Here is a 19,252-nt window from a genome sequence, read left to right on the forward strand (position 1 = left end):
ATCGAAGGGAGCGGAGAGGATCCTGCTCCCTTTTGCGTTGGCACCCGAACCGGACGACTCATGAGTGCACGACTGCTGCTTGCGCTGGCGTTGACCCTGGTGCGTGCGCCGTTGCCGGCGCAGGCAACACCTGAACGATTCGACCTACTGATTGCCGGCGGCTCGGTACTCGACGGCACTGGCCGCGCCGCGCAGCGACTCGATGTGGGGATCCGCGGAGATCGCATCGTCGCGATGGCCCCCACGCTCTCGCGGGCGAACGCCGCGCGGGTGATCAACGCCGCCGGCCGCACGGTGTCGCCGGGGTTCATCGACTTACATGCGCACCTCGAGCCGCTGCTGCAGTACCCGCTCATGGAGAGCGCGCTGCGACAGGGCGTCACGTTAGCGCTGGGTGGACCCGATGGCGGCTCACCGTTGCCCTTGGCGCCGTATCTCGATTCGGTGCGCACGGCCACCATCGGCATCAATGTGGCGTATCTCGTGGGGCACAACGATGTGCGTCGCACCGTGCTGGGCATGCAGGCGCGGGCACCCGATGCGGCCGAGTTGTCGCGCATGAAGCAGTTGGTGGCGACGGCGATGGGGCAGGGCGCCTTCGGGCTGAGCACCGGCTTGTTGTACCTGCCCGGCACGTACTCGAACATTGAAGAAGTGATCGCGCTGGCGCGGGCGGCCAGCGACAGCGGCGGCATCTACACGTCGCACCTGCGCAAGGAAGGCATCGGGCTTCTGGACGGTGTGGGCGAAGCGCTCGAGATCGGGCGACGCGCGCACATCCCGGTGGTGCTCACGCACCACAAGGCGGTGGGCCAGCAGATGTGGGGCAAGAGCACGATCACGCTGGCCATGGTGGACAGCGCGCGAAAGGCCGGCACCGATGTGATGGTGGATCAGTATCCGTACACCGCCACGCACACGGGCATCGGCGTGCTGGTGCCGAGTTGGGCGATGGCCGGTGGTGATGCGGAATTTCGCAAGCGCCTCGCGGTACCGGCGATCAAGGACAGCATAACGCGCGGCATCATCGACAACATTCTGAACGATCGCGGCGGCGGCGATTTGGCGCGCGTGCAATTCTCACGCGTGGCGTGGGACAAGAGTCTCGAAGGGAAGACGCTGAAGGATTGGGCCGCGCGTCGTAAGCTTGCGCCAACGCCAGAGAACGGGGCCGCGCTGGTGCTGGAAGCGATGCTGAACGGCGGCGGCAACGCGATCTATCATGTGCTCGACGAGCAGGACGTGCGCCGCATCATGGTCGCGCCGTTCACGATGATCGCCAGCGATGGCCGCATCTCGAGCCCCGGCGATGGCCATCCGCATCCGCGCGCCTACGGCACGTTCCCGCGCGTGCTCGGCGAGTATGTGCGCGTTCAGAAACTGCTGCCGCTCACCACGGCGATCCACAAGATGACGCAGATGCCGGCCGTGCGACTTGGCCTGACCGATCGCGGTGTGCTGAAGGTGGGGAACGTGGCCGATGTGGTCGTGTTCGACGCGGCCACGGTCAAGGACATGAGCACGTTCGCGGCGCCGCACCAGTATCCCGTGGGAATCGAGACGGTGGTGGTGAATGGGGCGGTGGCGGTGAGTGGTGGAAAGGCGACGGGCGTAAGGGCGGGACGGGTGGTGACCCGGCCTGGGAAGTGAGCATGACGCGCTGCGCGCTGCTACGACTGCTGGTCGTGTGCGTGCTCGTGAGTGCCTGTCGCGATCGCCCTGACACGCAGACGCCAGGTGATACGCCCGTACTGCCGTCGGGGATGATGACGGCGACCGTCACCAATGCTGACGGCGTGGCGCCGGCTGTTCCGTTCTCCCCCAGTACACCGCTCGCGCGCCCCACCGTCGTTGAGCGATACGCGCATGATTCAACAGCGTACACGCAAGGGTTGCTACTCGTCGGTGGTCGCGTGTTCGAGGGGACGGGGCTGGAAGGGCAGTCCGACGTGCGCGAAGTCTCGTTGCGCACGGGCCGGGTCATCCGCCGCACACCGACACCGAATGGCGCATTCGGTGAAGGGATCGCCGAACTCAACGGCCGCCTGTATCAACTCACGTGGCGACGCGGCGCGGGCACGGTGTATTCGAAAGACTCGCTGCGTATCATCGACAGCGTTCGCTACGACGGCGAGGGCTGGGGACTCACCGCCGACGGCACACAGCTCTATCTCAGCGATGGTACGCCGCGTATTCGCATTGTCGAGCCGAAGGCGTTCACAGTTGTGCGCACGATCGACGTGACGGAGGATGGTCGGCCGGTTCGTTGGCTGAACGAGTTGGAGTGGGTGCGTGGCGAGCTGTGGGCGAATGTGTACCAGACGCCGTTCATCGCGCGCATCGATCCGCTGAACGGAAACGTGAAGGGTTGGATTGACGTGGCTGCGCTGCTCACACCGGAAGAACGCCTATTCGTCGGGGCGCGCGGAGGGACAGCCAACGGGATCGCGTACGATGCGACGACAGATCGGGTGCTGCTGACGGGGAAGTTGTGGCCGTGGCTGTTCGAGGTTACGGTGCCGAAATAGGGGATGAGTCTGGCGCTTACTGCTTCCTCCATCCTGATACCCTCCTCACTGCTTCCTAAGCTGTTGGCAGTTCTGCGATGCTCGTTTCATCAACCACCGGCCTATACCGCAGCGCCTCCCCCACGTGCATACGGTTCACCACCTCGAGGTCATCGAGATCGGCAATCGTGCGCGCCACGCGTAGCACGCGATGATACGCGCGGGCACTGAGGGTGAGTTTGTCAGCAGCGCGCACGAGCAATGCGCGGGCGTCGGGCTCGAGTCGGGCGGCGGGCGCGATGAGTCGCACGGGTGCCGTGGCGTTGGTGAGCGCGGCCAACGGTTGCGTGCCCGCGGTATGGGCATATCGCGCACGCTGTCGTTCGCGCGCCGCGATCACGCGGGCCCGCACCTCGGCCGATCGTTCCTGCGGCGTGTGCGAGGCGAGGTCGCTGGGCGGCACGCGTTGGACGTGCACGTGCAAGTCAATGCGATCGGCCAGTGGGCCCGACAGTCTGGCGCGATGGCGTTCCAGATCGGCCACCGAACATCGGCAGTGGCGATCATCGCAGCCGGCGTAGCCGCATGGGCACGGATTGCTCGCGGCGATCAGCGCGAAGCGTGAGGGGAATCGTACGGCCCGCGCCGCGCGGGCGACGACCACGACGCCATCCTCCAGCGGTTGCCGCAGTGACTCCAGTGTATGTCGCGGGAACAGCGACAGCTCGTCGAGAAACAATACGCCGCGATGGGCGAGACTCACTTCACCGGGGCGTGGCCATCCGCCGCCACCAACGAGTCCGGCGGTGGAGATGGAGTGATGCGGGGCGCGGAACGGGCGTGCCGGCGTGGCGCTGGTGGGAACCTGCTCGGGGCCCAGCAATCCGGCCACGGAGTGAATGGCGAGCACTTCGAGTGCTTCCTGTTCATCGAGTGGCGGCAGAATGCCCGGGAGGCGACGGGCAAGCATGGTCTTGCCGGCGCCCGGTGGCCCCACCAGCAGCAGATTGTGCGAACCGGCCGCCGCGATTTCGATGGCGCGTACCGCGAGTGACTGACCGACCACGTCGCCGAGGTCCGGTGTGTCATCGGGTGGCGCGTCGGTGCGTCGTGGTCGCGTATCACTGCGGGCCGTGCCATCACGCAGCGCGTGCACCAGTTCTTCGAGCGTACGTGGCGCCATCGCTCGCGCACTCGGCACGCGCAGCGCCTCAGCCAGATTGTCGGGCGGGACGATCAGCAGGGCGTCGCTGGTCGCAGCCACATGCCGCGCCACAGCGAGCACCCCGCGTACGCTCCGGAGTTGTCCATCGAGGCCCAGTTCTCCCACCGCGCAGGTGTGCTGCAGCGAGTCGGCCGGCAGTTGTCCGCTCGCGGCAAGTAAGGCGAGCGCGATGGGGAGATCGAAGGCGGTACCTGTTTTTGGCAAGTCTCCAGGCTGGAGATTCACCGTGATCCGTCGTGGTGGAATCGTGAATCCTGAATTCGCCAGCGCCGCGTGCACGCGGTCGCGGCTTTCCTTCACTGCCGTCGCGGCGAGACCGACGAGCGTGATAGTGGGGATGAAACCCCCGCAGGGATGAGGCCAAGGCGGCAGCAGAAACCGGAATCCGAAGCATAGACCGCCGCTGCGGCACCGCCAACGTCTTCGGCGTCGTCGAACCCAAAGCCGGCCGTCACTTCACGTGTGCCACGCCGAATCGGACGGCCGCCGCCTTCGCGCGCATGGTGCGCCGCGTGATCGAGGCCTACCCGAAGGCGTGGACCATTCATCTGGCGTTCGACAATCTCAACACCCACCGCGAGAAGGCGCTGCTCGATCACTTCGGCCCGGTAGATGGCGCACCACTCTGGGCACGGTCGACGGTGCACGACACGTCCAGGCACGGCAGCTTGCTGAACCGAGCCGAGATCGCACTCAATCTCGCGTCCCGGCAGTGCCTCGGCACCCAGCGCATCGATCAGCTCCGGGCGCTCCAACGGCAGACCCGCGCGTGGACCGCTCGGGCGAACCGGCGTCGCACGACGCGTACCTGGTGCTTCACCCGCAAAGACGCCCGCCGAAAGTTGGGTTCTCAAAAGCCACTTTCTAAGCGGTCACAGAACTCGCGCCGCATGGAAATCTGCTCATCGCCGCAACGAGCCCGAAGCGTCGTCTTCGAGTCCGTCGGCCACAAGGATCACGTGTAGCCTCTCCGCGCCGATCTAGTCGGTGTCCGCTTCTGGGGAACGAGCATGCCCTCTGCGTCACGCGCCTGCCGCCGTCATCGCGAGAGGGACTCCTCCGACACGACTGCCGTCGTAGCCAATGGTGATTGAATTGATCGATTCGTCTACACCGATCTTGCAACAAGTGTCCTGAAACAGGGGGGCGGGGCCGAATAAGGAAACTCTTCACCGAATAGAAGTGGGCACGCGCGAGCGGTATGCGCAAGTTGCCTTCCCGCACTCTTCCATCAGGAGTCATATCGTCAGGCTCCAAGTTGGCTGGTTAACCGCTTTCTAAGGAGCAATGTGCATGAAAAAGCCTACGGTGAAGTATGGACTGGGGTTAGTCGCAATCGCCACAGCGTTGATGATCGGTACGGCTGCACTCGGTTATGCCTATAAGCCGCCAACTTCTCGCGAGCGGGCCACAATTTGGCTGGCCGAAAATGCTATAAATCGTCCAACCGAGTACGCTGGGATTGCTTCGCAGCCGATACAATGGCGGCGGCCGTTATTCGGTTTGTTGACAAGTCGGGAGAAGATGGCTCTTTGGAAAGCGCATCTGGAGTCTTTTGTGTTGCCCGATGCAGCGTTGACTGCTGTCCAATTGGGAGTCCGTACGAAACTCAACGCGACGTTGTCGGCAAAGCAGGTTGCGCAAGTTCAGGCCGTAATCGCGCAACTTCCGGAACTGTTCAGCGCGACGAAATCTCTAGTTGAGCGTCAGACACTGCTTCATGAGGTATGCGCACTGAACAAGTCAATGTTCACCCGTAGAGAGACAATCGCAATTTTTGGTCTGATCGGTGAGCTCGACGACACACCCATAGGAGATTGGCCCGCCAACCAACCGCAACCGGCCGCATCCCAAACGAACGTTCAGACCGCTAGCGTCCTACCAGGAGCGGCGTTCGTCGGCTTGCTCCGAATTGGTCTAGCGACAATGGGCATCGGACCGACCGCCTGCAACTGCAATTCCGGAAGCTGGTGCAGCTGCTGGGGCGGAGATTGTAATGGGTCGAACGGGGAACCCGGTTCCTGCCGAGTAACTTCCGGTGACCAAGAAGACGGTGATCCGGGGTGCGGTTGCCTCTGGATTGATGGGTGCGACGGTAAGTGTTCGGAGGCATAGCACTCAACCGTATATCCAGGATCTAAATCCTGCTTTTCCTCCTCTATCACGCAATTTGGACGATAGGGGAGGAAAATGGAGTGGCGAAGGAAACCGCAGCTCTGCACCTTTTGCATTTCATGGGAGCTTAGGCAATTGGAATCTGTCCAAGATCTTGGGGTCTGTGCTAAGGCTAATGCAAATTTGGGTGGTGCCTCCATACGGAAGCGCTGATCCCGGCTAGGATTCGCACGTCACTACAGAGGGCACCACCCATGCGAAGCGTACGAAAGAAAACGCGTGCGCACCAGCCAGCCGCATCACCTCCGATCCAGACGGTCGCGCCGTTGGACGATGGCACCGTGGCGCTGTCGATGATTCAGGCCCTGATCCCGTTCGGGCTCAAGGCCGTGGAGGACGCGCTGCAGCAGGAGGACACGGCGTTGAAGGGCGCGCGGTACGCGCATCGCGATGGCCACGGCGGGATCGCCCGATGGGGCTCGCAAGCCGGGTCGATTTTCCTCGCCGCTCAGAAAGCGCCGATCACCGTCCCGCGCGTGCGGGATCGAGACGCCAGTACGGAAGTCCCGCTGGCGACCTACGCGCAGTTACAGACGCCGCGCGCGCGGGATCTGGGGTTGTTTCGTCGCGTGTTGGGCGGCCTGTCGTGTCGCGAGTACGACGCCGCGGCGGAAGCGGTGCCCGAAGCGTTTGGGCTGGCCAAGTCGAGCGTCTCCCGGCGCTTCATCGGGGCCAGTGCCCACGCGCTGCGCGCGTTGCACGAGCGGCGGCACGATGATCGCGAGTGGCTCGTGTTGCTGCTCGACGGCAAGTCCTTCGCGGCCGATCAAGTGGTCATCGCGTTGGGGGTCACCACCACCGGCGAGAAGCGCGTCTTGGGACTCGTGCAAACCGCCACCGAGAACAAGCGCGTGTGTGCCGCGTTTCTCCGCGAGCTGATCGAGCGCGGATTCCGTGCGCCCACCGGCCTGCTGGTGGTGCTCGACGGGGCCAAGGGGCTGCGCGCCGCCGTCCGCGACGTGTTCGGCGACGACGTGCCGGTGCAGCGTTGCCAGTGGCACAAGCGGGAAAATGTGGTCAGCTATTTGACGAAGCCCCTGCAGGTGATCTGGCGGCGCAAGCTGCAGGCGGCGTACCAACACGCCACCTACGCGGACGCCAAGCGCGCGCTGCAAAAAAGCTCGTGACTGAATTGGCGAAGCTCAACGAGTCCGCGGCCCGCCGTCTCGAGGAAGGCTTGGAAGAAACGCTGACGCTGCATCGGCTCGACGTCTTCGCCGAGCTCGGCACCAGCTTCAAGACCACCAATCTCATCGAAAGTGTGATGGCCCGCGTCGACGCCAAAACGCGCCGGGTGGGACGCTGGCGAAGGAGCGATCAGAAGCAGCGATGGTGCGCGGCCACGCTCCTCCACATCGAAAAGAACTTCCGTCGCGTGAAAGGCGGCGAGCACTTGGCCTTGCTGCAACAGGCCCTGACCGACAAACTCCGTGTCCGCCTCGCTGTCGCGTGAGCGGCTATTCCAAGGCACTCACCCGAATTTCAACTGAAGTCGGGACACACCCTGCGGGGCGGTGCGCATTTCGTTTGGCAGTGAACGACCGGGCACTGAAACCAATCGCATTTCCTGATTTCCCCCGCACGCGCGCGCAGCGGTGTATCGTTGCGCGCGCTATATTCCAGCAGTGCTTCAAAGCGCGTTCTTTCACTCCTCCTCGTATCGTTTCCTCAGTCTCCAAAAACCTGTGAAGCTTTTTTCACCCGACGAAGAATTCTTCAATTCCTTTCGTCAGCTGGCCGAACGTATCGGGCATGCGGCGGTGTTGATCGGGCAATTGTTTGATACACCTCGGGAGTCGGCACGGATTGCGGCCGAGATCAAGAAGTTGGAGACCGACGGTGACGAAATTGTGCGCCAAATCAATCAGCGCATCGACACCAGTTTTGTTACGCCGCTCGATAGGGAAGACATTCACATGATCGCGAAACGCCTCAACAACGTCATCGACTCGATCAGCGGAGTTGCTCGCCGGGTCGTGATGTTTCGCGTTACTGAATCGCGGTCGGGGGCAAAGGAAATGAGCAGCGTCATCGTGCGCGCGGCAGTCGAAATTCAGAACTCAATTGGCGACATCAACAAGCGCCCGAAGATGCTTGAGCACAGTCGCCACATGAAGATCCTCGAGGAGGAAGGCGATAAACTGTACGCGGCGTCGGTTGGTAATCTGTTCGAACCGGAACTCCAGACCATCGAAGTGCTGAAGTGGAAGGAAATTTACGATCTTCTCGAAGAAGCAATCGATGAATGCGAGGGTGTCTCGAACGTGCTCGATAGTATCGCACTCAAGAACAGCTGATCGGCAAGCATGGCCTACTACGTTCTTGGCATCGTCATCGTAGCACTGCTCTTCGATTTCATCAACGGGTTTCACGACTCGGCGAACTCCATTGCCACAATTGTTGGCACACGCGTGCTTACTCCGCTCGCGGCCGTTATCTGGGCCGCAATCTTCAACTTCCTAGCCCTCTTTTATACGGGCACCGGACTAGCCAAGGCCATCGGCGCGGGATACATCGACATCAGTATTGTCGATGCCAACGTGATCATGGCGTCATTGATGGGCGCCATAATATGGAACATCATTACATGGTGGTTTGGAATTCCTTCTAGCTCTTCGCACGCACTGATTGGCGGCTACGCCGGCGCCGCTGTGGCAAAGGCTGGCTGGTCCGCCCTGCTGTGGGGACCGAAGTGGATTGAGACACTGTCAGGGATTATCCTCTCCCCGGCCAGTGGCATGATGGCTGGCTTCCTGCTTATGACCTTCGTTTGCATCGCCTTCAAGAACGTGTCGTACCAGGGTAGCAAATCATTTTTCCGCATCGCACAACTAACCAGTTCAGCTATGTTGTCCCTGGCGCACGGTGGCAATGATGCGCAGAAGACCATGGGTATAATTGTCGCTCTATTGGTTGCAACGCAGACTTCTTTCGTGGGACAGACAGGCTGGGAGCAGCACCTCTACGTCAAGGACATGTCGGTCATCCCGATCTGGGTCGAGCTGAGCGCATACACTATGATCTCGATGGGCACCCTCTTTGGCGGCTGGCGCATCGTGCACACCATGGGCACCCGAATCACCAAGTTGCGCCCGGTTGGCGGATTCTGCGCGGAGACCGGCGGTGCACTCGTAATTATGTTTGCGACGCATTTCAAAATACCTGTCAGCACAACTCACACGATCACCGGTGCAATTGTCGGAGTAGGCGCGACAACTCGTTTGTCGGCAGTTCGCTGGGGGTTGGCGGGTCGTATCGTATGGGCGTGGGTCATCACCATTCCGGCGGCGCTGCTCCTTGCTGCCTTGAGCTACAAAAGTCTGGCGCTGCTCGTAACGCTGTAGCCCATATGCCTGAAGCAACATCCCGCCTGTACTTAAACACTAGATCTAGGGAGTGTCCCGAGCTTTCGCGAACGTCGGCGGGGATGGAGCCGGCCACGAGGTTAACGTATCGTCAAACGACGACGGGGGCCTGGCGCAGTCAAGCGGAACGCAGCTGCCGATCACCGCACGATCCGGTACCCCGAAGGCAGCGAACTGTCTGCCTATGTGGCGAATGGGCGGACTGGACTTGACCCGATTTCGTGGACGCCCGACTTGCCCTAGTTGTGGGGCCGAGGTGACGCATGGGATCAAGCAAGAAGGTCGAACCGCGTGTGCGTCTCGCCCAGTGCGTCCTGATCATGAACCCGCCCGGGCCACTCATCGCCGGCGTGTCGGCAGCCGATTAGTAGGTGCTGCATTCAACCGAATCGTGGTCATCATGCCGCCATCCTCGTGCTCGAGGATGTGACAGTGGTAGACGAACATTCCGACGGCGACCGGATCCCAGAATGGAACGACGACCTTGACGGTCCCGGGAATGCCATTCGCCATGTACGAAACATTTACGTTGTCCTGCAAACTCACGCTGTTCGCAGATTGGCCGTTGACCTGCGTCACGAGAAAATCCGATTGGTGAATGTGGAACGTATGTAGTTCGGTCGTTTGATTTACAATCGTAAACTCAACGACGTCTCCGACACTGACATCGGTGTCGATGCGTGAAGGGTCAAACTGCTTCCCATTTATATAGAACTTGGTTCCTGCCGCATTCTCGGTATAGGAGAGTGTAATGCGCTTCGTGATTTGCGCACGGCTCAGCGTCGCAGGGGTAGGACGTACGTTTGTCGCTCGCGTCGTGTGCGGTCGGCCCAAGGCAGACGGTGCCGATTTTATTCGCGCAGTTTTGGACTTAACCCGAAAAAGTGGACGCGTAATTGAAAGGAACTACGCGGCCTTCGGTAACTGCGCTTCGTACTCCGCCGGACTGACGTACCCCAAGGTCGAGTGCCGTCGCTTCCGGTTGTACCAGGTCTCGATGTACCGGAAGATGGCGCGTCGCGCCTCCTCCCGGGTGTGCCAGTCGTGCGTCATCACCAGCTCGAACTCCAGCGTCGCAAAGAAGCTTTCGGCGACGGCGTTGTCATAACAGTCGCCCTTCCCGCTCATGCTCGCCAGCATGCCGTGCGCCGCCAGTTCCGACCGATGCGCGGCAGACGCGTATTGACTGCCGCGATCACCGTGAAAGATCACGCCCGGCGCCGGCTGCCGTGTCTCCCGCGCCATCCGCAGCGCGCTGAGCACCAAGTCCACCTCCATGGTGTCGCGCATCGCCCACCCGATGCAGCGCCGCGGGGCGAGATCCAAGACGGTCGACAAGTACAGAAACCCTTCGCGCGTCGGGATATAGGTGATGTCGCCCACCCACACCCGATTCACCGCCACGCCGTGGATATCGAACTGCCGTGCGAGGCGATTCGGCGCGATGGGATCCGCGTGATTCGAGTCGGTGGTGGTCACGCGACGGCGCGCTTTCGGTCGAGCCGCCAACCCGGCCTCTCGCATCAGCCGCGCGACGCGATTCGTGCTCGTCGGCAGTCCCGCCGCCCGCAGTTCGTGGTGCACGCGCGGGGCGCCATACGTCTCCCCGCTCTCCGCGAACGCGATGCGCACATGGGCCATCAACACGTCGTCGATCACCGCCCGCCAGCTCTGCGGTCGCCGGCGATACGCGTAATAGCCGGACACGGACACCTCCAACACGCGGCACATGAGTCGCACAGGAAACTCGTCCTCGTGACGAGCGATCACGGCGCACCTCAACGCGACTCTTTCGCGAAGTACACCGCCACTTTTTTGTGAAGGCCTGCTCCTGGCGCAGCGTCGCCACCTCGCGTCGGAGCCGCCGATTCTCTTGCTCCAGCGTCTCGCCTGCCGGCGCCGACCCCTCCCCACTCGCCTCCCGCTGGAGTCGCGTCCACGCCCGCAACTGATCCGGTCGGACCTCTAATTCCCGGCCGATCTGCGTCAGCGACGCGCCGTCCGCCCGCCGCGCTGCCACCAGCCGTACCGCCTCCGCCTTGAACTCCGCACTGAACGCGCGACGCTCACGCTGAACGACCTTCTTGCTCGATCCCATGTGCCACCTCCGCCCCAAAACTAGGGCGAGTCGGGCGTCCACGAAATCGGGTCAATTCCAGTCCAGGCGCAGACTAATGGCCAGATCCTCGGCACTCGGTGCCTCGCCCATCAGACCCAACGCGACCAGTCTGCAGCGGTGCGTCACGGTGCTGGTGCATCGCCGCGCACCGTCTCGGTTTGGTGATGAAGGAAACCCAACCGCGTTCCAAGCCGTGGGCGCGCCGAGAGTTCGTCCAACCGTAAAAACTCCTCCCGAACAGCTTGGACGCACCGGCACTGCGCATCGCGCACGCGTCGGTGACCACGCGCGGTGCCGACATACCGTCTCCCTAACAGAACCTATAGGTATCTGTCACGGGAGAGGATCGTATGAGATCGCCGCGAGCAATGATCACATCGGGAGGACGCTCGGCGCACGTTCGTTCCGCGGGCGAGCATCCATCGAGCACCGAAGCGACCACTCGACGGCCGGCCGCCCATCTCGTCAAGGACTTGTGGGAAGAGGTGTGGTTCACGCGGCGGGTTGTACTACGGTCGCTGCCGCCGGGACTCTACTCTATTCGGGAGCTGGCGACGCGACTCGGGCGTCATCCGAAGGCCGTGACCGACGCGGTCCGCCAGGGCCGCATCGCGCGCGTGACAGGACCCTGGCTCCGAGGAGTAGCGGCGCGGGTGAGTGACGCGCAGCTGGAGCAATGGCGCGCACGTTCCTTGGAAGCGGTGCTCGCGGATTTCCCAGCCCTCCCGCAGCGCGAGAGCGAATGGCGCACCGTAAGCCAAGTCGCGCGGCACATTGGCGCGAGCCATCAAGTTGCCGCTTTTCGTCTGGAGCGTTTGGCGGCAGCGGGCGAGGTTACCATGCTCGAATGGGAGGCCGACACCCCGTTTCGGCGCCAGCGTCGATTCTGGCTGCCGCGCTTTCCTCGTGCGCTGACGAGAGGAGTAAAGGGTGACCGGCCAGCCGTCAAAGCGCACGAGGATCAACGGTAACTCTCCGCCCTCGGCGCAACGGGCCGTTCATCTCCCCATACGGTAGGCTGCCGATACGACCAGAACGACGGTCGCCATCGGTACCCGACTGATGGAGATATGGAGACCGTCCGAGCGAGCGACTGTGGCGAACCTGCGAACACGACGAGCACGCACTCGGTCGGGATCGAGTCGAAATCCACTCCCTCTCAAGCCTCCACCGCCATCGCAGCAACGGCCCCGCGATGCCGGGAACGCGGGGTCATTGCTCCGTACGAACGGCTCGAATCAGGCGACGTCAGTCGGTCCGAAGCGAAAACGCGAGTTCTCCATCCTGGGGGTCGTCGCGATGGACAGCGGGTGCGCTGATCTTCGCGCTTATGCGCGTGCCGCCGCTGACATCCTCGCCCGTCGTCAATCGTCCACGCCTGGCCAGTAAACGCGCGGCGCTCGCGAATCCACTTTTAATCCGCCAGCCCGTCCGAAGCCGTCCACACTTGTCACGGATCAGTCGCAAGATCATGTCGTTCGCATCGTATCGCTCCACCCCGCTAGCTGCTCTGCGTTTCTCGTTGGCCCGCGATGGGCACACCGTGCTGCGTGGTGGCGGGCGAGCTAGCCGACACTGTGCCGCCGAGGGTTTCCCGCTCGCCCCCCTTCACAGCACGGTCTCGCGCGCGTGGCGCGCTCGTATAAAGTGAGGGTCGCCCAGATGTCGTCACATCGACGTGGGCATCAGCGCCCAACCGAATCCCAAGCGGTCACCGACGAGGTGCGCACGTCGACGGCGCTGACAGCGCTCACGGACGCGCCGTGGCTCGTGCTCGGTGACACCTTGCTCGGCTATTTTCGTTCCTCAACGGACGAACAGGATCGCTCGTGTCCGCAGCAGGTCCGCGAGGTCGGACGCTTCTGGGCAGAGCAGGGCAAGGTACGGGACGCTTCCGTGCTCACGGTGCGCAGCGGCGTGGAGCAGGGCATCTATGTCGACGAGGGGGTCAGTGGATGGAAGACCGCGCCTGACCATCGACCCGCCTCCGCAGCACTGCTTGCCTACTGTGCCGCACACCCTCAACCGCAGTCAGAGCCGGGCGTCATCACGGTCTGGGCGCTGTCGCGACTCGGACGATTTCCCGACGGGCCCGTGGAGGCATTTCACTGGCTGTATCACTTCCATCGGCTCGGCTGGCGCTTCTGGAGCCTTTCGGAGGGGGATCTCGCGTGCAACGATCAAGACCGACTGCTGAAGGTCCTCAAGATTGCGCTGCACGCGGAAAAGGATACGGCCTCAAGCGAGGACAAGGCGAGAGGCGTCGTGCGCGGAAAGCGCCACCTGCGTGAGCACGGACTCTGGCAGGGCAGCTTCCCACCCTTTGGCTATGACCGGTGGGCGGCACGCGTTTCTAGCACCAAGATTCAGTGGATCGAGCCGCTGCCGGTTGGGAAGCGCAACGCATTCGCGGACCCCGACATCCATACGCTGCTTCGGCCGAACGACGACGCGCCGGCTGTACGGCAGATCTACCAGTGGGCTGCTGACGGCGAGAACGGGCGCACCATCTCGCTCGCGGAAATCTGCGCGCGCATGAATGGGGGCACCGCGCGACCCTATATCACTCGACACGGCGCGCCTCACGGAACTGGGTGGTGGCCAAGTACGGTTAGCCGGGTGTTAAGCAACGAGGCGTACCTCGGGATTCAACTGGACGCCGCGGGACAGGAGTATCCTGCGCGCTGGGATGCGTTGGTTGACCGCGCGACGTGGCGTGCCGTGCGCTCACGGCTGAAGGACAATGCCACGCGTCCTCGCGCGGTAAACACCGCGTACGTGCTCACTGGGCTACTGGCCTGTGCTCATTGCGGATCCCGCCTTCACGGCGAGCGTCTTCGCAACACCGCCGGCGTGGTGTTCTACTATCGAACGGGCCGCGTACCGGGGCCAGGCAAGTGCTCGGCATGCACGGCACGGCTTCGCGCGGATGTTGTCGAGCCAGCCCTCGTCGCAGCGATATCCGAGTTCGCGGATGACCCGGCGGTGCTGCAAGCCGTGGCGGACGAGCGCGGCGCACGGTCCGGCCACTCAGCGTCCCTGAACACACGACGTCAACTACTCATCGCTGCGCGCGACACGGCGCAAGCGGAGATCACGCGCTTGCTCGACCTGGCTGGCATGGGCGGTGAGGTCGCTCGACAAGCGCGAGAGCGCATTGCCGCAGCGAATCACGATGTCGCTCGTAGAAGCGAGGCGCTCGAGCGACTCGCGCACTCCCCCGCCGCGGCTCCGACGGTACACGCGCGGCAGCAGCAGGCGCGCCAGTTTGCCACACTGTTCGAAGCGGCATCCATGTCTGAACGCAAGGTGATGCTCCGATGCTTCGTCGTCCGTGTGGACGTCGACATCCCCGGTGAGTCGCTCACGGTGCACTACCGTCGACTGATAGGTCTCGCACCGTAACGCACATGGAGCTGACCTACATGCATCGACTTCGTGTTCCCGTGGCGAAGGATCGCGTCGCGATGTGGCCGCGGTCGCGTCAGTCCGGCACTTGACGATGTGCGGCGCGGTGCCGTGATGCCGTCCCTATGAGTGGACCCACTCATGGAGCGATCAGTATGCCGCCACGAGCACTAAAGCCTTGGGATGCCCCATTCCCGGCAATTTCCTACTCTGAATCGCAGGAGCGTCGGCGTCGGCAGTGCGCCCGGGCGCACTATCATGCCGTCTACACCGCCCATCAGGGGTGGCGCGCTCCACCGCAGAGCGACGCGTGGCGCGCGTACCGCCTGAAGAAGGCCGTACCTCTTCAGGCGGCCATTGGCATCGCCGTACACGACGCGGCGACCCACTGCGTCATGGCGCTACGCGAGGGGAGAGCGCTGCCGACCTTTGAGACACTTCGCGCACGCGCGGCCTTGACGCTGAACATTCGATGGCGCAACTCGCGCACCCGTCGGCACGCGTTCTTGCAAGCGCCGAACCAAGTGCCCGTGTTCCTCGAAGCCCTATACGGTGACGGTCCCTCGCGCGAAGCGTTGGAACGCGCTGCATTAACATTGGATCGCGCACTGGCTGGACTGCTGTGCTGTGAAACGGTCTGGGAGTGGGTTCGCTCCGCCGCCCCCGACGACGTGATTTTGATGGATCCGTTTGCGTCCATGTCGCTTACCACGATTGACGGCCAAACAACGTGCTTCGGCAGTGCCGACCTGATCGTGCGTCCACGCGCGGACGCCCTGTGGCATATCATCGACTTCAAGACTGGAAGCGCAGATGGAGTGGTTGATCAGATCATGACGTATGCACTGGTTGCTCGGTCTGTCCTCGCCTTGGACATCCCGCGCGGCTGTCTGGGAGTGATCGTTTCGCTCAGCGAGGCGCCGTCGAATGCCGTCGGCGTATTCACGATTACACCCGAGGATCTTGTCGAGGCCGAGGAGCGACTCAGTCATCTGATCGGACAGCTACGAACGTTGATCGCTGACCAACGGACCGGCCAACCGATGGCACTGGAGGCATTCCCGATGGCAGCAAAGCCAAGCCAGTGCCGATGGTGCACGTATCGCGCGCTGTGCCATCCGGAGCGGGTTGCCGAAAGCTCAGTCTTAGCGCCCCTCATCGCGGCTCGATCTGAATAACGACTGCCACGTCGACCGACGTCGGTCCAGCCGTGTGCGTGCATTCCTTCCGTCGCAGGGAAGCGACAACCGCCGCCGAGAGATTTGAACGCGAATGACAACGTTCGACGAACGTCGAGCGTGCTGGACGTAGAGGGCAGCCCACGCTGCGGGTGTGCTCAGTCGTGAGGGCAACGATCCCGGCGTTCCGTGATTCAGAATTCCGGAGAGGGCCACGCGCTGCGACCGCGAAAGTTGCGTCTCGCCGGCGGGCTACCTGACCTCGACCTGAGCAATTGTAGCGAAGCGGCAAGCGTCGTTCGCAAGGGTGTGTTGCTGGCACCTGCGCCGTTGAATTCGAAGCCATGTCGGCGTAGCTCCGCGTACAGCGCCGCCACAGTTCGATACCCCAGTTGAGTAGCTGCTGTCTCCGGCAGGATACGGCGCTCGCTAATGCGGTAAGCGGCAACGAGCGCTCGTGCCCAGCTACGAACCCATGAGGGACTTCGCAAGCCAATGAAATCACAGCGTCGAGACAGTGTTCGTTCCGTCAATCCACACAATGCAGCAAAGAGCGCGGTGCTGGAAGGCGCTTGCGCGATTGAGAGTGCTGCGACGACTATCGGTACTGCCACGTTATCAAGTTGCGTCGAGAGCAGATGTATTAAATGCTCCAGTTCCATCCGTAGTGAGAGCGCCTCTATGAGCGCAAGCAATCCAACGCGAGGGTCTGACTCGCTGTCGGTGCACGCAAGTTGCTCGACGCCCATTCTCCCGAAGGAGAGTAGCAATGCGGGGAGGGGTAGCTGCCGCGTGTACACGAGAGCCATTGTCCACGGCGGCGTGTGTGTGGCGAGTGCCCGCACGCGTCTCAACAGTACGTCATCTCCGCGGTGATCGCGTGCGAGCAGATAGATGGTGGCGTACGGCGCCTCAGCAGTGTGTTGCTGAGGCGCTGCACGTGTTGGGTTGAAGGTGCTGATGTGCATCCCAGGAAACTGCCGTGCGATGGCGCGTCGCAGCCGTGCCGGAAGTCCAACGGTCGCGATACGCATCGGAGTGTGAGTGAGCGATGAGGCGACTGCACTCTCCGCCGCACGAGCCGGACGACGAGCAGGGACGTCACGCTCGGCCCCTACCACCAAGGGATTAGGTCAAACCCAGCGGGGCAGTCTCCGTCTTCAGGTGCGGGCAGAACGATGGCGTCGCCACCGTCTGGGCTCTGCGCCACGCAGCGGTACTCCGTCTTGCGCGGTCGAACCGCGAGCTCGTCAAGAGCGGGAGCCGTCGGGCTCACGTCGGCACAGGCGCTGGCGAGCGATGCGACGACGACAAGTAGGACGAGGGGACGCCGTGCGGCGAGCCATGATTCCGTTCGCGCGACGAGGCGCGTGGATCGTAAGGACATCGGAGACTCCTTGAAGAAGGGAGCCGCAGGATTGGCCTTAGCAGTCCACGCACCGAGTCTCTATTCGGACAACTCCTTGCCTATTCGGCGTATAAATGTGGGCCGAATACGTAAAGCGAGCGCGTGTCATCGACTTCCGCTACTCAGGGGCGACTCGTAAGTTGTCGGTGTCGAGTCCGCCAGCCCGCGCCTTTGTGATCCACCGATGAACCCACCGTTGCTTCGCATCTCCGACTGGCTACGTCATTCGCCCGAGAGCGCCTCGGCGACTGATGACGCCCGCGCAGCGCAGCTGGGAGCACTTGCGGTGCTTGCGGCAGGTTTTGAAGCGAGCGATTCGTTCGACTACCCGTCAATGGCAATGGAACCGCTGCGTGAACCGCTAGCGCAGTTGCCGCAGCAGTTCGCCGGGATTCCGCCGGATAGCGCGATGGGGGAATGGCTGAACCTTGCCTCGCTCGCCGAATTCCTTCAGGCACCGCAGCTCGCCGATCTCTTGCTCGTGGAACTGATTCTGCGACTCGCGCCGCAGCGCGCCGGGCGGGCTCACGGATACGGCCAGTCCGAGCGCGGGGAGCTCGCCGCACTCTGTTGGACTCGGCGCGGCCGAGTGGCACGCACGCAGGGCAGATTTGACGATGCAGCAGCGTGTTACAACACGGCGCTACGACTCGCGGGGCGCGTGTGGCGCGATGCGCGGCCGCAGGCTACGTTGGGCCTCGCCGCTCTGGCGGCGAATCGCGGCAACATTCCCGCCGCGGAGGTGCTCGCTCTTCAGGTGCTTGAACGAGGGTCGCAGGTGTACGCGCTCTATCGTGTGCCGGCGCATCAACTGATGACGTTCACCTTGCGTCGGCGCGGTAGCTTGCTCGACGCGCTCCTGCATGGATGGCACGCGTTCGATTTGTTGGGGGCAGATGATCATCGGCGAGATGAGGTGCTTATCACAATGTCGGAGATTGCGTTGGCTTACGGTGACCTTGAATCGGCGGCGCGCGGCTTTGCCGCGGTGCGTATCGCCGCGCTCCCGGTGCGCATTCGGATACCGGCCCTCGTCGGCACGCTCGACGTTGCGGTGCAACGCCTGTCCAAACTCCGCCGGCGCGATGCCGTCGATGGTGCCGACGCTATCGCGGTCGCTACCACGCAGTCGGTGTTGGCGGCGCAAGCGCCCCTGATCGCTCTACTGGAAGGGACGCTATCGCCCGGCGACGTCCTACTCGCCGTTATCGCGCTTGGCGAGGCGGCGCTTGAACTCGGTGAGCGCGATGACGCGATGGGATGGATTGCGAAGGCGGTTTTCATCGCAGACCAGCACGGCTTTCACGAGAAGCGCTTTCAGGTGGATTCGCTCCGCGCACGAATTGCGGGCGGCGCGGTCCGCGAAGTGCCGACCAGCGCGAGCGGACACGCGTCGGCCGCACCGGTGCTTCGCCGCTTCGCTGCGCTGGGCGGTCCCTTGATGACGGTGACGCTCTAGTGGCGACGCGCGCGCAACCGGCGGTCGTCGGCGCGCGGGCCGGTGCGTCCGGAAGCGTGCTTCGGTTGCGCACGCCGCTACCGGCCGGTGTCATAGCCTTCGCGTTGCCACTGACGCTGCTCCGAGAGGTGAGGGTCGCCATGCAGTACCTCCTGCCCGTGTCTGGCGCTGACTCGGTATCCAACTGCGAGCAGTTGCTAGCACGTCACGTCGGGCAGTGCCTTCTGGTTCGCGTCCCGACACCAGATGAGGACGCCCTGGTCGAGCAACTGATGAACCTGCGAGCACGGTTCCCGCGAGTGCCCTGCGTCGCCCTCTTTATTGAAGGTGCGTCAGACAGTCGTTGGGTGCTTCGCCTTGGGGGCGCTGGTGTCACGGAGCTTGTGATTTGTAACCAGCTAGTCCCGT

14 protein-coding genes are annotated in these 19,252 nt (G+C 63.1%); 11 read left to right on the forward strand and 3 right to left on the reverse strand.

Features of this window, described 5'->3' with window-relative positions:
• The first annotated feature begins 60 nt into the window (after positions 1–60).
• On the forward strand, positions 61–1,650 hold the full coding sequence (locus tag RMP10_RS00600) for a D-aminoacylase (RefSeq protein WP_310568583.1): 1,590 nt from the start codon (positions 61–63) through the stop codon (positions 1,648–1,650).
• Positions 1,651–1,652: 2 nt separating this feature from the next.
• Positions 1,653–2,528 (forward strand): glutaminyl-peptide cyclotransferase, encoded by an 876-nt coding sequence (locus RMP10_RS00605; RefSeq protein ID WP_310568585.1) that lies wholly within the window; start codon positions 1,653–1,655, stop codon positions 2,526–2,528.
• A gap of 55 nt (positions 2,529–2,583) precedes the next feature.
• Here RMP10_RS00605 and RMP10_RS00610 read toward each other — a convergent pair whose 3' ends face one another.
• Entirely contained in the window at positions 2,584–4,107 is a 1,524-nt protein-coding gene (locus RMP10_RS00610; RefSeq protein ID WP_310568614.1) for a YifB family Mg chelatase-like AAA ATPase, read from the reverse strand.
• A 17-nt stretch (positions 4,108–4,124) separates the two neighbouring features.
• Here RMP10_RS00610 and RMP10_RS00615 point away from each other — a divergent pair, with 17 nt between their 5' ends.
• From RMP10_RS00615 to RMP10_RS00635, 5 genes are all read left to right on the forward strand, one after another.
• A complete protein-coding gene (locus RMP10_RS00615; RefSeq protein ID WP_310568615.1) occupies positions 4,125–4,697 on the forward strand; it encodes a transposase in 573 nt (190 codons plus the stop codon).
• A 1,404-nt stretch (positions 4,698–6,101) separates the two neighbouring features.
• Positions 6,102–7,034, forward strand: a complete 933-nt coding sequence (locus RMP10_RS00620) for a transposase (RefSeq protein WP_310568586.1) — start codon at positions 6,102–6,104, stop codon at positions 7,032–7,034.
• On the forward strand, positions 7,031–7,360 hold the full coding sequence (locus RMP10_RS00625; protein WP_310568587.1) for a hypothetical protein: 330 nt from the start codon (positions 7,031–7,033) through the stop codon (positions 7,358–7,360). The genes RMP10_RS00620 and RMP10_RS00625 overlap by 4 nt, the downstream gene beginning before the upstream one ends.
• Positions 7,361–7,592: 232 nt before the next feature.
• On the forward strand, positions 7,593–8,204 hold the full coding sequence (locus RMP10_RS00630; protein WP_310568588.1) for a DUF47 family protein: 612 nt from the start codon (positions 7,593–7,595) through the stop codon (positions 8,202–8,204).
• A 9-nt stretch (positions 8,205–8,213) separates the two neighbouring features.
• Positions 8,214–9,251 carry an inorganic phosphate transporter gene (locus RMP10_RS00635; protein WP_310568589.1) on the forward strand — a complete coding sequence of 346 codons (1,038 nt, stop codon included), beginning with the start codon at positions 8,214–8,216 and terminating at the stop codon, positions 9,249–9,251.
• A gap of 360 nt (positions 9,252–9,611) precedes the next feature.
• Here the strand turns inward: RMP10_RS00635 and RMP10_RS00640 are convergent, their stop codons facing one another.
• Both RMP10_RS00640 and RMP10_RS00645 read right to left on the reverse strand, forming a co-directional pair.
• Positions 9,612–10,106 (reverse strand): multicopper oxidase domain-containing protein, encoded by a 495-nt coding sequence (locus tag RMP10_RS00640; RefSeq protein WP_310568590.1) that lies wholly within the window; start codon positions 10,104–10,106, stop codon positions 9,612–9,614.
• A 72-nt stretch (positions 10,107–10,178) separates the two neighbouring features.
• Positions 10,179–11,370 (reverse strand): IS3 family transposase gene (locus tag RMP10_RS00645; protein ID WP_310568591.1). Its coding sequence is split into 2 segments (ribosomal slippage): positions 10,179–11,076 and positions 11,075–11,370, totalling 1,194 coding nucleotides; the frame shifts between segments, so codons are not numbered across the junction.
• A 674-nt stretch (positions 11,371–12,044) separates the two neighbouring features.
• Here RMP10_RS00645 and RMP10_RS00650 point away from each other — a divergent pair.
• The 4 genes from RMP10_RS00650 (at position 12,045) to RMP10_RS00665 (ending at position 18,844) form a co-directional block, all read left to right on the forward strand.
• The gene (locus tag RMP10_RS00650; protein WP_310568592.1) at positions 12,045–12,362 is read left to right on the forward strand and encodes a hypothetical protein; all 318 of its coding nucleotides are present in this window, start codon (positions 12,045–12,047) and stop codon (positions 12,360–12,362) included.
• Positions 12,363–13,053: 691 nt separating this feature from the next.
• A complete protein-coding gene (locus RMP10_RS00655; protein ID WP_310568593.1) occupies positions 13,054–14,796 on the forward strand; it encodes a recombinase family protein in 1,743 nt (580 codons plus the stop codon).
• A gap of 158 nt (positions 14,797–14,954) precedes the next feature.
• Positions 14,955–15,977, forward strand: coding sequence for a PD-(D/E)XK nuclease family protein (locus RMP10_RS00660; protein ID WP_310568594.1), 1,023 nt, complete (start codon positions 14,955–14,957; stop codon positions 15,975–15,977).
• A gap of 1,592 nt (positions 15,978–17,569) precedes the next feature.
• Positions 17,570–18,844 (forward strand): tetratricopeptide repeat protein, encoded by a 1,275-nt coding sequence (locus tag RMP10_RS00665; RefSeq protein WP_310568595.1) that lies wholly within the window; start codon positions 17,570–17,572, stop codon positions 18,842–18,844.
• Positions 18,845–19,252: the final 408 nt, after the last annotated feature.

It is taken from the genome of Gemmatimonas sp., from assembly GCF_031426495.1.
Taxonomy (GTDB): Bacteria; Gemmatimonadota; Gemmatimonadetes; order Gemmatimonadales; family Gemmatimonadaceae; genus Gemmatimonas.

Coding starts and splice junctions, on each gene's coding strand:
- RMP10_RS00600 (WP_310568583.1), top strand. CDS start 61: ATGAGTGCACGACTGCTGCTTGCGCTGGCGTTGACCCTGGTGCGTGCG.
- RMP10_RS00605 (WP_310568585.1), top strand. CDS start 1,653: ATGACGCGCTGCGCGCTGCTACGACTGCTGGTCGTGTGCGTGCTCGTG.
- RMP10_RS00620 (WP_310568586.1), top strand. CDS start 6,102: ATGCGAAGCGTACGAAAGAAAACGCGTGCGCACCAGCCAGCCGCATCA.
- RMP10_RS00635 (WP_310568589.1), top strand. CDS start 8,214: ATGGCCTACTACGTTCTTGGCATCGTCATCGTAGCACTGCTCTTCGAT.
- RMP10_RS00655 (WP_310568593.1), top strand. CDS start 13,054: ATGTCGTCACATCGACGTGGGCATCAGCGCCCAACCGAATCCCAAGCG.
- RMP10_RS00660 (WP_310568594.1), top strand. CDS start 14,955: ATGCCGCCACGAGCACTAAAGCCTTGGGATGCCCCATTCCCGGCAATT.
- RMP10_RS00665 (WP_310568595.1), top strand. CDS start 17,570: ATGAACCCACCGTTGCTTCGCATCTCCGACTGGCTACGTCATTCGCCC.